18 protein-coding genes and 1 riboswitch are annotated in these 13,579 nt (G+C 35.6%); of the genes, 3 read left to right on the top strand and 15 right to left on the bottom strand.

Annotation, left to right across the window (positions count from 1 at the left end; all coding sequences use genetic code 11):
- Positions 1–14: 14 nt before the first annotated feature.
- The 6 genes from nusB to ACSBRB_RS01505 form a co-directional block, all read right to left on the bottom strand.
- Positions 15–401, bottom strand: coding sequence for a transcription antitermination factor NusB (gene nusB, locus ACSBRB_RS01530; protein ID WP_059107309.1), 387 nt, complete (start codon positions 399–401; stop codon positions 15–17).
- Between the two features lie 43 nt (positions 402–444).
- Entirely contained in the window at positions 445–798 is a 354-nt protein-coding gene (locus ACSBRB_RS01525; RefSeq protein ID WP_435031302.1) for an Asp23/Gls24 family envelope stress response protein, read from the bottom strand.
- A gap of 11 nt (positions 799–809) precedes the next feature.
- Positions 810–2,168 (bottom strand): acetyl-CoA carboxylase biotin carboxylase subunit, encoded by a 1,359-nt coding sequence (gene accC, locus ACSBRB_RS01520; RefSeq protein ID WP_435031301.1) that lies wholly within the window; start codon positions 2,166–2,168, stop codon positions 810–812.
- Complete coding sequence (gene accB, locus ACSBRB_RS01515; RefSeq protein WP_435031300.1) at positions 2,168–2,641, bottom strand: acetyl-CoA carboxylase biotin carboxyl carrier protein; 474 nt, start codon at positions 2,639–2,641, stop codon at positions 2,168–2,170. Before accB ends, accC begins: the two co-directional genes overlap by 1 nt.
- Positions 2,642–3,083: 442 nt before the next feature.
- Positions 3,084–3,641 (bottom strand): elongation factor P, encoded by a 558-nt coding sequence (gene efp, locus ACSBRB_RS01510; protein ID WP_435031299.1) that lies wholly within the window; start codon positions 3,639–3,641, stop codon positions 3,084–3,086.
- Positions 3,642–3,670: 29 nt separating this feature from the next.
- The gene (locus ACSBRB_RS01505) at positions 3,671–4,729 is read right to left on the bottom strand and encodes a M24 family metallopeptidase (RefSeq protein WP_435031298.1); all 1,059 of its coding nucleotides are present in this window, start codon (positions 4,727–4,729) and stop codon (positions 3,671–3,673) included.
- Positions 4,730–4,834: 105 nt separating this feature from the next.
- Between ACSBRB_RS01505 and ACSBRB_RS01500 the strand changes: the two genes are divergently transcribed.
- A complete protein-coding gene (locus ACSBRB_RS01500) occupies positions 4,835–5,416 on the top strand; it encodes a hypothetical protein (protein ID WP_435031297.1) in 582 nt (193 codons plus the stop codon).
- Between the two features lie 30 nt (positions 5,417–5,446).
- Positions 5,447–5,668, top strand: coding sequence for an SA1362 family protein (locus tag ACSBRB_RS01495; RefSeq protein ID WP_435031296.1), 222 nt, complete (start codon positions 5,447–5,449; stop codon positions 5,666–5,668).
- 58 nt (positions 5,669–5,726) lie between these two features.
- On the opposite strand, the gene ACSBRB_RS01490 is transcribed toward ACSBRB_RS01495, so the two are convergent.
- Positions 5,727–6,557, bottom strand: a complete 831-nt coding sequence (locus tag ACSBRB_RS01490) for a lipoate--protein ligase family protein (protein WP_435031295.1) — start codon at positions 6,555–6,557, stop codon at positions 5,727–5,729.
- Between the two features lie 161 nt (positions 6,558–6,718).
- On the opposite strand from ACSBRB_RS01490, the gene ACSBRB_RS01485 reads away from it, so the two are divergent.
- Positions 6,719–7,102, top strand: coding sequence for a rhodanese-like domain-containing protein (locus ACSBRB_RS01485; protein WP_059107300.1), 384 nt, complete (start codon positions 6,719–6,721; stop codon positions 7,100–7,102).
- Between the two features lie 208 nt (positions 7,103–7,310).
- On the opposite strand, the gene gcvPB is transcribed toward ACSBRB_RS01485, so the two are convergent.
- The 8 genes from gcvPB to comGC all read right to left on the bottom strand — a co-directional run bounded on the left by gcvPB (position 7,311) and on the right by comGC (position 13,533).
- Positions 7,311–8,786 carry an aminomethyl-transferring glycine dehydrogenase subunit GcvPB gene (gene gcvPB / locus ACSBRB_RS01480; protein WP_435031294.1) on the bottom strand — a complete coding sequence of 492 codons (1,476 nt, stop codon included), beginning with the start codon at positions 8,784–8,786 and terminating at the stop codon, positions 7,311–7,313.
- Positions 8,773–10,125, bottom strand: coding sequence for an aminomethyl-transferring glycine dehydrogenase subunit GcvPA (gcvPA, locus tag ACSBRB_RS01475; RefSeq protein WP_435031293.1), 1,353 nt, complete (start codon positions 10,123–10,125; stop codon positions 8,773–8,775). The genes gcvPB and gcvPA overlap by 14 nt, the downstream gene beginning before the upstream one ends.
- Positions 10,126–10,144: 19 nt before the next feature.
- Complete coding sequence (gene gcvT, locus ACSBRB_RS01470) at positions 10,145–11,236, bottom strand: glycine cleavage system aminomethyltransferase GcvT (RefSeq protein ID WP_435031292.1); 1,092 nt, start codon at positions 11,234–11,236, stop codon at positions 10,145–10,147.
- 75 nt (positions 11,237–11,311) lie between these two features.
- Positions 11,312–11,421, bottom strand: a riboswitch (glycine riboswitch).
- Positions 11,418–11,891, bottom strand: a complete 474-nt coding sequence (locus tag ACSBRB_RS01465; RefSeq protein ID WP_435031291.1) for a shikimate kinase — start codon at positions 11,889–11,891, stop codon at positions 11,418–11,420. It overlaps the preceding riboswitch by 4 nt.
- A 206-nt stretch (positions 11,892–12,097) precedes the next feature.
- Positions 12,098–12,406, bottom strand: coding sequence for a competence type IV pilus minor pilin ComGF (locus ACSBRB_RS01460; protein ID WP_435031290.1), 309 nt, complete (start codon positions 12,404–12,406; stop codon positions 12,098–12,100).
- 108 nt (positions 12,407–12,514) lie between these two features.
- Positions 12,515–12,808 (bottom strand): hypothetical protein, encoded by a 294-nt coding sequence (locus ACSBRB_RS01455; protein ID WP_435031289.1) that lies wholly within the window; start codon positions 12,806–12,808, stop codon positions 12,515–12,517.
- A complete protein-coding gene (gene comGD / locus ACSBRB_RS01450) occupies positions 12,795–13,232 on the bottom strand; it encodes a competence type IV pilus minor pilin ComGD (RefSeq protein WP_435031288.1) in 438 nt (145 codons plus the stop codon). Before comGD ends, ACSBRB_RS01455 begins: the two co-directional genes overlap by 14 nt.
- Positions 13,222–13,533 (bottom strand): competence type IV pilus major pilin ComGC, encoded by a 312-nt coding sequence (gene comGC, locus ACSBRB_RS01445; protein ID WP_435031287.1) that lies wholly within the window; start codon positions 13,531–13,533, stop codon positions 13,222–13,224. Before comGC ends, comGD begins: the two co-directional genes overlap by 11 nt.
- Positions 13,534–13,579: the final 46 nt, after the last annotated feature.

Below are 13,579 nucleotides of genomic sequence, written 5' to 3'. Positions count from 1 at the left end.
CGTTTATCACTCTTTTATTTAATATTACTGAGCACACCGTTGATAAATTTATAATGATCTTCATCACTGAATTGTTTAGCGAGCTCTACCGCTTCATTAATAATCACTTTATCAGGTGTCTCACTGTTTAATAATTCAAATGTTGCCATACGCAAGATAATGCGATCTGATTTCAATAATCTTTCTAGTGTCCAATCTTTTAAGTAGGGTTGGATTTTTTGATCTAAAACAGGTTCATGATCTTTCACACCGGTCACTAACCAATGAATAAAATCAAATTCTAAATCTGGATCATCATCTTTTATAAAACTAATGGCCTCTTCAATTGTTAAATCATTGTCTTTGATTTCCAATTGAAACAGCGTTTGAAATGCTTGTTTTCTTGATTCTTTTCGACTCATGATAAACCCCTTCAAATTTGAATTTCTAAGTTAAAATTTTAGATTAAGCAATATGTGTAATATGAATATTAATTTGTGCAGGCTCTACAGCAATCATCGTTGTGAGTGAGTTGAAAATAGAACTTTGTATCGCTTTGGCTGTTTTTGAAATATTCACCTCATGCTCTAACACACAATAAACATCAATGTAGATGCCGTCATCTTTACTATATACTTTGACATCCTTACTGAGCTGCTTAGGATTCACACGCTCGAAATGAGATTGTTTCAGCTCTTTAAAACGTCCCTGTAAACCTTTGACTTCTGCAGTTGCGATACTCGCTATGACTGTGATGACTTCAGGCGCAATTTCTACTTTACCTAAGTGGGTATGTGAAGGTTGTGATACTTTCACCATGGGCAAGCCTCCTATTCCATATCTTCATCCATTATGTTGTATTTTTCCAAGAATTTCGTGTTGTAATCGCCTCGATTAAAGACTTCATGGTTAAGTAAACGTAAGTGGAACGGAATCGTTGTATCAATACCTAATACTAAGTATTCACCTAAAGCGCGAATACCTGTCTTAATCGCTTGTTCTCGTGTTGGTTCATGTACGATTAATTTACCGACCATAGAGTCATAATAAGGAGGGATTGTATAATTAGTATAACATGCTGATTCCACACGGACGCCAAATCCACCAGGTGCTAAATATTGCGTAATCTTACCAGGTGAAGGCATAAAGTTTTTGTAAGGATTTTCTGCATTGATACGGAATTCAATCGCATGTCCGTTCATGTTGATATCTTCTTGTTTGAAAGGAAGTGGTTCTCCAGCAGCTATTTTTAATTGTAGACGCACAAGATCCACACCCGTAACCATCTCTGTTACTGGATGTTCAACTTGAATTCGCGTATTCATTTCCATGAAATAAAAGTCATTTGTTTCAAGGTCGTATATGAATTCTACCGTACCGGCATTTTCATAGTTTACAGCTTGTGCAGCTCTGACTGCAGCTTGACCCATTTCTTCACGCTTGTCGTCCGTCAATATTTGAGAAGGTGATTCTTCAACAAGTTTTTGCATACGTCGTTGGATTGTACAATCACGTTCACCTAAATGCACCACATTACCAAATTTGTCACCCATAATTTGAATTTCAATGTGTCTAAAGTTCTCTATATATTTTTCCAAATAAAGGCCGCCGTTGCCAAATGCAGTTTCTGCTTCTTTTTGCGTCATTTTGAAGCCATTTTCTAACTCTTTTTCATCTCTCGCAACACGGATTCCTTTACCGCCACCACCAGCAGTTGCTTTAATGATCACTGGATAGCCAATGCGTTCTGCAATGGCTTTGGCATCATCAATTGATTCCATTAAACCATCACTACCTGGTACAACAGGGACGTCTGCTTTTTTCATTTCCTCTTTAGCTACGTCTTTGATACCCATTTTTTGGATAGACTCATAACTAGGTCCAATAAATTGTAATTGGCATGCTTCACACAGTTCTGCAAAATCACCATTTTCAGCGAGGAAACCATAACCTGGGTGTACGGCATCGCAGCCTGTAGAAGTAGCAATTGAAAGGATATTTGGGATATTTAAATAAGAATCTTTAGACTGAGTAGGACCTACGCAATATGCTTCATCAGCAATTTGAGTATGTAATGCGTCTTTGTCTCCTTCAGAATATATTGCAACGGTTTGTAATCCCAATTCATGACATGCGCGAATAATGCGAACAGCAATTTCTCCGCGGTTAGCAATTAATATTTTATTCATTATTTCACCTTAAATAACGGTTGGCCATACTCAACCATTTGACCGTCTTCTACTAGAATTTCTGTAATTTCGCCTGAGACTTCAGCTTGGATTTCGTTAAATAATTTCATCGCTTCTAGAATACATACCGTTGAATCTTTGGAAACCGTGTCACCGACTTGTACGTACGCGCTTTCTTCAGGGGAAGGAGATTTATAAAATGTACCTACCATAGGAGCATTGATTGTTTGTAAATCATCGCTTGTTTCTGATTCTGATGTGTTTGATTGCGCTTCAGGTGCAGGATTTTGTGCAGGAGCTTCAGCTTGAGGTGCTTGCGCTTGTGCGACTTGTCCTGAAACTTGTGGCGTGATGATTTCAGTTTCTTTTTCTTTCTTAAGAACAACACTGCCGCCTTTATCATCAATGTTGATTTCAGTTAAATTTGATTGATCTAAGATATCTATCAATTCTTTTATTTCTTTAAAATTCATAAATCCAGACTCCTTCAGAATAATTTCATCTATCTATTTTATTTTACTTGACTATAATATTCAATTCAAGTATCCATATACGCGTCTTTCAGTCGTTGAGCGTAGTAATGAAAAAAGCGGGAAAGAAATCATAAATGTGTAAGTGACAACGTGACCAGTTCAACAAGTTTGTACGTATGCTTATTGAATCAGCTAGCAAGCGAACGGTGCAGTGTTTGGAGCATTGGAGAGGTCCTACTACTCACGCCTAACAAGCTATTAATGTTGCCTTATGCTCTTACATTAATTTATTTAATGTAAGCATTTAGATTCCATATTCCCGCTCCATGAAATGATTCGCTCTAACTTGTTCGTTCCTATTGCGACGTCCAAATGACTCGCCTCAGATTCGATAACTAATGCTAAATCAATTCATGTGCCTTCATTTTATAATTTGAGTGAATTAAGATCTTGAGATATAGCTACCATCACTTGTGTTAATGACAAGTACATCGCCTTCATTGACGAATAGAGGTACGTTGAGTTCATATCCAGTTTCAACTGTCGCAGATTTAGTCGCACCTGTAGCTGTGTTACCTTTGATACCTGGTTCAGTTTCAGTCACTTCTAACTCAACTGTTTTAGGTAATTCAATACCGATTGTTTCGCCTTCATAACTTTGAATTTGAACTTCCATGTTTGCTTTAAGGAATTTCAATTCGTCAGTTAATTGATCAGCTGGTAATTCAGTTTGTTCGAATGTTTCATTATCCATGAACACATGTGTATCACCATCGGCATATAAGTATTGCATACGACGATTTTCAATCATCGCTTGTTCTACTTTTTCACCAGCTCTGAATGTTTTTTCTTGGATAGCCCCTGTTCTTAAGTTTTTTAATTTAGAACGCACAAAGGCAGAACCTTTTCCTGGTTTTACGTGTTGGAAATCAATGACTTTCCAAATACCATTGTCTACAGAAATTGTTAAACCTGTTTTAAAATCATTAACCGAAATCATTCAGTTTTCCTCCTCAATTTTACGCTATATTATAAAATAATAAGGTCTCTTGTAGATTTAGTAAAGCGCTGACACCCATTTTCTGTGATGAGAATATCATCTTCAATGCGAACGCCGCCTAAACCTTCAACATAAATGCCAGGTTCAATTGTAACACATTGATTGACATTTAATGTAGCATCACTATTTTTTGAAATGGCTGGTCCTTCATGAACGTCAAGTCCAATACCGTGACCTAATGAATGACCAAACGCATCGCCATATACTTTTTCTGCAATATAGTCACGTGCTACAGCATCTAATGCTTTACCCGTAATGCCTGGTTTAGCTGCTTCAATCCCTTTTTGATTCGCTTCTAATACAATATTATAAATATCGACTAGTTTTTGGTCAGGTTGACCAACAGCAAATGTACGCGTCATATCTGAAGCATATCCTTTATAATATGCTCCGAAATCAAGTGTAACTAAGTCGCCATTTTCGATTGCTTTATCACTTGCGACACCATGTGGGAGCGCGCCACGTTGGCCTGAAGCAACAATCGTAGTGAAAGAAGTTCCTTCTGCTCCGAGTTCAAGCATTTTACTTTCTAATTTCGCTTTCACTTGTTGTTCCGTCATACCTGCTTTGACAACCGTCAAAATATACTCATAAGCTTCGTCTGCAATATCAGCTGCTTGTTGGATGAGTTTTATTTCATCTTCGTCTTTCACTTCTCTAATTTTTTCAATTAATCCAGAAATACTTTGAAGTGAATACTGACCTTTATCGAGTTGTGTAAATTGGTCATAACTGATTAAATCCCCTTCGAATCCTACATTTTCAGCGTTGACAGATTCAAGTTGCTTCACAATAGCGTCGATCAGATTACCTTGTTGATTTACGATTTCAAATTCTGTTGCCTCATTCGTTGCTTGCTCTATGTATCTGAAATCTGTGAGTAAGTATTGATCAGATGTTGTAATCACTAATGCACCGCTAGTTCCTGAAAATTTTGATAAATAACGACGATTATAATCTGATAACACCACAATAGCGTCCAATTGTTCATCCTGCAGTTTATTTTTGAGTGTTTCTAAACGAGTCATCCCCTCATCCTCCTATTCAATAAATTTGTACAATCTTTATATATACATTAAAATGATAGCATAATTAACATATACATGAATAGTTAAAAAATTAGGAGTTAGGAAATGAAAAAGAAATTAGTGACGATCGTATCCTTGTCCGTTTTACTCGCAGGCTGTGGAAGTCAAGATCTCGGACCGCTCGAAGATAAAACGACAAAGTTACGTGATGACAATCATCAGCTAAAAATAGACATTCAAGAACTCAATCACTCAATCAATAATGAAAAAAGTAAAATAAACAGTCTGAAAAAAGATAAAGCAAATATGTCTAAAGCGAAAAGTAATAATAAAAAAGCGAAGAATCTAGAGGCAACTTCAAACTACTACAGTGACATCAACAAAGCGATAAATAAGTATAATCATATCGAGGAAGAGATTTCTCAAAATAAAGGAAAAGAAAACATTAAGAAGAAATTAGATGATATTCAACGCGATATCGATCAAGCTTATGATCAATATACAGAAGACATCGATACGTCAGGTAAAACATCAAGCGAAGTTAAAGACAAAGCGAAAAGCATTAAAAAAATAAATAAAAAATTAAGTTCATCACTCAAAGATATCAGTGAAGGATACGCTTCAAAAGATGAAGATAAAATCAAAGATGGACAAAGTGATTTAGTGTCTATTAATTTAAATCAATAGCACGTTTCAACCAAACTTGGGAGGGTTAACATGTTAAAAAAAGGTTTGTTCTACTTCATATTGATCGTAGCAGCCATCGGTTTAATCGTGAATTTAGACCATTTTATTTTTGGCTTACTCAATGTGTTTATTAGTTTAGTAGTCATTGGGGTTATTTTATATCTCATCTACTATTTCTTTTTCCTTACAGAAGATCAACGTAAGTATAAAAAGGCGAAACGTAAATATAGAAAACAACATCGTCGCCGTTAATATGAATATAAAAAGAGCCGGAATTGACGATTTATCGTCTTCCGGCTTATTTTTGCTGTTATTTTCTATAATTCCACTCATCAGATTTAAATTTTTCGATATAGGTGTTTACTTCGTTTTCCTGTGCTGCTGTGAGTTCTAGAGGTTTAAAATCGAGGTTAAGTGCTTTTTGGAACCCAGCTGCAAACGCTTCTTCCATCTCGCTGATTGTGACATGTCTATCAGCTATATCATTGATTGCGACTGCTTTATCCCTAAATGAAGCCTTCATTTTATCTCGTAAGCGATCATGTTTAAATTTGAACATATCGAAAAGGTCATCGACATCTACATCTTGTAACAGTGAACCGTGTTGAAGGATCACGCCTTTTTGTCTCACTTGCGCACTACCTGCAATCTTTCGACCTTCTACAACGAGTTCATACCAACTCGGTGCATCAAAACAAACGGCACTATGCGGTTGTTTCAACAAATCTCGTTCTGCTTTCGTCTGTGGAATCGCAAAATAAGCATCGAATCCTAAGTTTTTGAACCCTTCTAAAAGCCCTTCGGAAATCACGCGATAAGCCTCTGTAACCGTGGATGGCATACGCGGATGTGATTCAGGTACAATCACACTGTAAGTTAGTTCTTTATCATGTAAGACGCCTCTACCACCTGTCTGACGTCTCACTAATCCATATCCTTTTTCTCTTACTTTATCCACATCAATATCTCGATGGATGCGTTGGAAGTAGCCAATAGATAAGGTCGCTGGATCCCATGTATAAAACCGAATCACAGGCGCTATTTCTCCTCTTGAAACAAAATTGAGTAACGCTTCATCCATCGCCATGTTATAATATGGATCATTACTCCACGTATTGATAAAATTCCAAGTTTCAGTCATTTTAAAATCTCCCCACACTTTTGTCTCTACAAATCAAAAACAAGTTAAGCGAATTTAATCACAAATAGTTGCATACCCCTAGAAGAATGACAGATATACTTTGATAAATTACGCTATCAGCCTTATAATATATAATATCGTTTAATTAGGGAGGATGCAAGATGAGTAGTTTGTGGATAATTGTTATATTATTAGTCATCGTCGTTGGGTATATGATTTTCAACGCCATTATAAACAAAAGATCAGTTGAAGAATTAAATCAATATGAATTCCATCAAGGGATGAGAAAAGCCCAAGTAATAGATGTCAGAGAAAAAGTTGATTATGACTATGGACATATCAATGGTGCAAGAAATATCCCAATTACGATGTTTAAACAAAGATATCAAGGTTTAAGAAAAGACCAACCCGTATATCTTTGTGATGCAAATGGTATAGCCAGTTACCGTGCTGCCCGTATTTTGAAGAAAAACGGATATAAAGATATCTACATGTTAAAAGGCGGATATAAAAAATGGACTGGTAAAATTAAATCTAAAAAATAATATGATGATCTTTAAAGGCTGGAGCACCGTAGTGTTCCAGCCTTTTTTGTGCCATTATTCCCTTTTGTATCAAAGAAAATCGGGCTGGCAAAGGCACGAATGCCTCTACTAACCCGATAGTAGATAAAACAATGTTTCTCATCTTTAAGGTATTCAACGTTTGAACAAGCGTATAAATACGTATCAGATGTATTGTTTGAACTGTATATTATTTTTCAGATTTTAAACCTTCAAATTTTAATACAGGTTTACGTGCTGCTTTTGTTTCATCTAAACGATCAATGATAGTTGTATGTGGTGCTTCTAATACTTTATCAGGATCGTTTTCAGCTTCATCCGCAATTTGAAGCATTGTGTCACAGAAGTAATCTAATGTTTCTTTAGATTCAGTTTCTGTTGGTTCAATCATCATTGCTTCATCCACGATAAGTGGGAAGTAGTTAGTTGGCGGATGAATACCAAAGTCTAATAAGCGTTTCGCAATATCCATTGTACGTACACCATGTTCTTTTTGTTTAGAACCACTTAATACAAATTCGTGTTTACAATATTGGTCATATGGAATTTCGAAACGATCTTTCAAGCGTGCTTTGATATAGTTTGCATTAAGTACTGCTGATTCAGAAACTTCGCGTAAACCAACGTTACCCATAGAGCGGATATACGTATAAGCACGTAGGTAAATACCAAAGTTACCGTAGAATGGTTTCACACGACCGATAGAGTTTTCGATGTCATTATCATATTTATAAGTATCGTTTTCTTTAACGACCATTGGTTTTGGTAAGAAGCTAGCAAGTTCTTTTTTAACACCTACTGGACCAGCACCTGGGCCACCGCCACCGTGAGGGCCAGTGAATGTTTTATGCAAGTTTAAGTGTACGGCATCGAATCCCATGTCACCAGGGCGCACTTTATCCATAATGGCGTTTAAGTTTGCACCATCGTAGTAAAGTAAACCACCTGCTTCATGGACGATTTCACGAATGTCCATGATATTTTTCTCGAAGATACCTAATGTATTAGGGTTTGTTAACATGATAGCTGCAGTATTTTCATTGACCACGCGTTTCAAGTCTTCGATATCAACTTCACCGCGTTCATTTGATTTAACAGTGACAGCTTTAAAGCCTGAGAATGCAGCTGAAGCTGGGTTAGTACCGTGTGCAGAGTCAGGTACGATAACTTCGTCACGGTGTCCTTCACCATTATGTTGATGGTAAGCTTTGAAAATCATTAATGAAGTCCATTCACCATGAGCACCAGCAGCTGGTTGTAATGTGATTTCATCCATACCAGTAATTTCTTTTAGTTCTTCTTGTAAGCTATAAATAATTTCAAGAGAACCTTGAACTTGTGATTCATCTTGTAAAGGATGTGCTTCTGAAAATCCTGGAATACGTGCCACTTTTTCGTTGATTTTAGGGTTGTATTTCATCGTACAAGAACCAAGTGGATAGAAACCAGAATCTACACCAAAGTTTTTATTAGATAATTCAGTATAGTGACGTACTAAATCTAATTCTGCAACTTCTGGGAATTCAGCTTTTTTGCTTCTTACAAATTTAGAATCTAATAATTTGTCAACTGCGCCATTGTCGATTTCTCTTTTCGATAAAGAATACGCAAATCTGCCTTCTTTTGAGCGTTCGAAAATTAATGGACTAGATTTACTTACTACCATTAAGCTCACCTGCTTTCTCAACAAATGTATCAATTTCATCTTTAGTTCTCAATTCTGTAACTGCAACTAACATATGATTATCAAATTGTTCTGACACTTCGCTCAAATCAAAGCCACCAATCATACCTTCATTAATCAACGCATCGTTGACTTCTTTAACTGGTTTATCAAATTTAACAACGAATTCATTAAATGAAGTACCGTTATCAACTTCAAAACCAGCTTCTTTGAATTGTGATTTTGCATAGTTTGCATTTTCAAAGTTTTGAACTGCACTTTCGTAAACACCTTGTTTACCTAATGCAGACATACAAATTGAAGATGCTAAAGCGTTGAGTGCTTGGTTAGAACAAATATTAGAAGTCGCTTTTTCACGACGAATATGTTGTTCACGAGCTTGTAATGTTAATACGAAACCACGATTTCCATCGTCATCTTCAGTTTGTCCAACTAATCTACCTGGTACTTTACGCATTAATTTTTTAGTTGTAGCAAAGAAACCACAGTGTGGACCACCAAATTGTGTTGGAATACCAAATGGTTGAGTATCGCCAACAACAATATCTGCACCAAAGCTACCTGGAGGTGTTAATAATCCAAGTGCTAATGGGTTAGCATACACGATGAATAATGCTTTTTTATCCTCAATAAATGAATGGATTTTTTCAAGATCTTCAATTGAGCCGTAGAAGTTAGGATATTGAACTGCTACTGCAGCTGTATCATCATCGACAGCTTGTTCTAATTTTTCAAGGTCTGTAATTGTACCATCTAAGTCTACTTCTACTACTTCATAGTTGTCTCTTACTTTTGAGTAAGTGTCGAGTACTTGAAGTGCTTGGTAATGTACCCCTTTAGATACAACAATTTTATTTTTCTTAGTTTGAGCAAATGCTAAGATACAAGCTTCAGCAAAACTTGTCATACCATCGTACATAGATGAATTTGCTATATCCATTTCTGTTAACTCACAAATAAGTGTTTGGAATTCAAAGATTGCTTGTAATTCCCCTTGTGAGATTTCTGGTTGATATGGTGTATAAGCAGTATAAAATTCAGAACGAGAAATCAATGAATCTACTAACGCAGGTGCATAATGATCATAAACACCAGCACCCAAGAAAGAAGCGTGTGTTTCTTTTGTTACGTTTTTACTAGCAACTTGTGATAAGCGTCTGAATAAAGTGTTTTCTGCTTCACCATCTGCAATATCTAATTCTCTGTTAAGTAAAATATCTTTGGGTACATCTTCATACAGTTCATCTATAGAATCTGCACCAATTGTTTGTAACATTTCTTCTCTGTCTTTATCAGTTAATGGAATATAACGATGAATCAAAATGTACACCCCTTTTCAATTATTTGCTAATTTGGTTTTTCTTAACAATTTTCCCTTTAACTTGTCTTTTTCTAACTTGAACTAGAATTTCTTTATCTAATTCAAATTCACTGCGTTTAATGATTGCTAAAGCGATAGATTTACCAGTTAATGGTGATTGAGTACCAGAAGTCACTTCACCAATTTCATTACCGTCTAAATCTAATACTTTATAACCAGTACGAGGAATACCTTTATCAATCATTTCTAGACCTACAGTTCTGTATTCAGAACCATTTTCTTTTTGATCTTTTAACACTGATTTACCGATGAAGTCATCATCAATTAATGGTTTAGCAGCAAATGCAATGCCACCTTCATATGGTGTAATTGATTCGCTTAAATCTTGTCCATGTAATGGTAAACCTGCTTCTAAACGCAATGTATCACGTGCACCAAGACCACATGGTGTAACGTCATGTTCTAAAAGACCGTCCCAAATCGCTACAGTATCGTTTGAATCGCAGTAAATTTCGAAACCATCTTCGCCAGTGTAACCTGATTGAGAAAGAATGACTTTTTTATCGAAAATTGTCACATCTAATTTAAAATCAAATGGTTGCATTTCTGATACATCTACATCAACGAGTTCAGCTACTAAATCACGTGCTTTAGGGCCTTGTACTGCAAGTTGACCATATTGATCTGATACATTTGTTACTTCTGCATCGAAATCATCTGAATGAGATTTCATCCAATCAAAGTCTTTGTCAGTGTTTGCAGCGTTTACAACGAGTACATAGGTTTCGTCATCAAGTTGGTAAGTGATTAAATCATCAATAACACCACCTTTTTCATTACATAGAGCGGTATATTGAGCTTTGCCTACAGCAACTTTACTTGTATCGTTAGAAAGTAAGTACTGTACTAATTTACTTGCTTCTGGTCCTTTAATTTGTACTTCACCCATATGGCTTACATCAAAAAGTCCAATGTTGTTACGAACTGCATTGTGTTCGTCTTTAATACTTGTAAATTGAACAGGCATTGCCCATCCACCAAATTCTACAATTTTAGCGCCACTATCTACATATTTTTGATAAAGTGGTGTTTGCTTTAATTCACTAGACATTTAGAAACCCCCTAATTTTGTTTAAAATCAAAAGAGAGGATAGTATTGCTTCCCAGTTTCATTCACTCCAAGGAGCGTTACGACATCGTCCTTCTGCCTGAGAGTTTCGACGCTTTGCCTTGCACCTTCGGCGATAGTTTGAGTAATCAATGGATCACTCAACTATGCTCTCCGATATCGATCATTCGCAATCTAACAATTGAAAAATTTCATCACTTAAAACTTCAACTGTTTGAATACTATTCACCTTTTTGAATGCGATTTCATTATATCTTGAAACCCGTTTCGAATACAAGTTTTTTAATTCGACAAAAGATTTATTCTTGGCATTAGGTCTATTTTTATCATTTTTAATTCTTGAAAAAATTGTATCGAAATCACAATCAACCCAAATGACGCTTTTTGCGTTGTCTAATAAAGCAAAGGAAGGCGCATATTCAACGATGCCCCCACCAGTTGCAATAATGTCATATTTTGACATCGTTTCTTGCAGCGCTTCGTATTCTAATTTACGAAATGCTTCTTCCCCTCTGGTTTCGAATATTTCGGGAATATTCTGTGACGTCTTTCCAACGATATAATCGTCTAAATCAATAAATGTTAGGGATTTTTGATTAGCAATATATTTTCCAAGGGTGCTTTTACCAGTACCCATAAAACCTACTAGAATAAGTGAGGGATTACTCATTTTGATTATTTCTATCTCCTTTTTTGATGTGCGTTTCAATTTGTTTGTCATAATAAGATTCAATATGATGTAATGTTGTTAATTTCAACGTATATTGTAAAGTATAAAATGAAATCAATGAAAAATACAACATAAGTATAGAGGCGATAAAAGGAGATATAAACGCATCTAACTTATAAATAAATCGTTTTTTTATATGAACCACCTTTTTCTTGAAGTGTCACTTTGATGACGATTAATTTACCTTTTCGCGATACGTGAAATGCACTGATTCGATTGAGTAACGTAATGTTCCCATCATTGTTGATCATTTTAATGAGCTTCTTGTTTTTAAAAGTGTACTTTACAGTATCTTTTTGTTTTGTGAAAACAAGTGTACGACCCTTGTCTTTTATTTCTACCGTTTTATCATCCGCTTCAAGTAAATCAGCTGTTACATCTCGATCAAAAAATGCTAAATCGACCTCTGCATGACTATTCATTCGGGTATTGAAAAAAGCTGTACTCTGAATTAATGGTGGTATGATCGTAAGAATCAAGCTCGTAACAAAAAGGCCAAGAGTAATTCAATATAAGTAAAACCTCGATACTTAAGATTTGGTACAATACTTCCGATTTTGTGATAGATGTTTGATGCAATAACGCTGATTACTTTTATAAACGTCGTACAAATCATAGTGGATACCTTTCTGTAACTCTTTTTCTGAATATCGATCTAATGAAGCTAATAAAATACGTTTCATCTCTATATCCGTTGTTTTAGATTGAAATGTTTCATTCAACTGTAAAATAAATGGTAGTAGCACGATACATATCAAAGCAATCATACTAAAGGAAATCAGCGCATCAATGAGAAAGGATCCTGCTGGTTCAAACTTTTTCATAGCGGAGTCTCCCTTTTTCAATATGGAAAATGATTCGGTACTGACGGTCATGAAACGATAAGTACAAAGAACCAAACTGATTGATATGTCCCATTTTATCGAAGCTGATATAACGTACATTGGTCTTAGAATCGATAAGCCCTTTATTTAATGAGATAGGTGCTACCTTTTGTCCATTCTGTTGCTTAATTTGAATATGTTCTTTCCCTTTTAGGAACAGTAAAATAATCGTCTGTTCTTCTTTAATCGCTTTTGCTTTATAATAATTAAATTGTGAAATCAATCGATTCAGTGTATATTCGTCAGAAGCATAGACTTCTTTATGCCATGGCGCTGACATTTGTATAATGAGGAGCACACTTATAATAGATAATACAAAGAGCATTTCAATATAAGTAAATGCGGAAACTTGTTTAAGTAGCATGTGCTTCTCCGTTTTGAATTGCGATTACATCCCCTGATTTACATCTTTTTTGATTTTCTTTTATAAAACCATCTTGAACTAAATCGTCAATCGTATTTGGTTTTCTATCGTGTTTGAGTGTGTATGCTTCAATTTGACTGTTCACCATTTTCAATTGTGCATCACAACCTTTAGCTTGGATGTTTTCAGATTGCTTGGCGATGTTTGGAATAATAAGAATGAGCAAAATGCTAATAATCAATAAGACGAGTAACATTTCGATTAATGTAAATGCTTTTTGTCTGAGTTTTTTTATATTCAAGTTAGTCACCTATGCGTACCGGTAACCCAGTACGCTTCCTTTCTAA

The sequence above is a fragment of the Staphylococcus auricularis genome, from assembly GCF_051172115.1.
GTDB lineage: Bacteria > Bacillota > Bacilli > Staphylococcales > Staphylococcaceae > Staphylococcus > Staphylococcus auricularis_A.
Note: the sequence above shows the minus strand (reverse complement) of the source record. Positions and strands in the feature narration are given on the sequence as shown.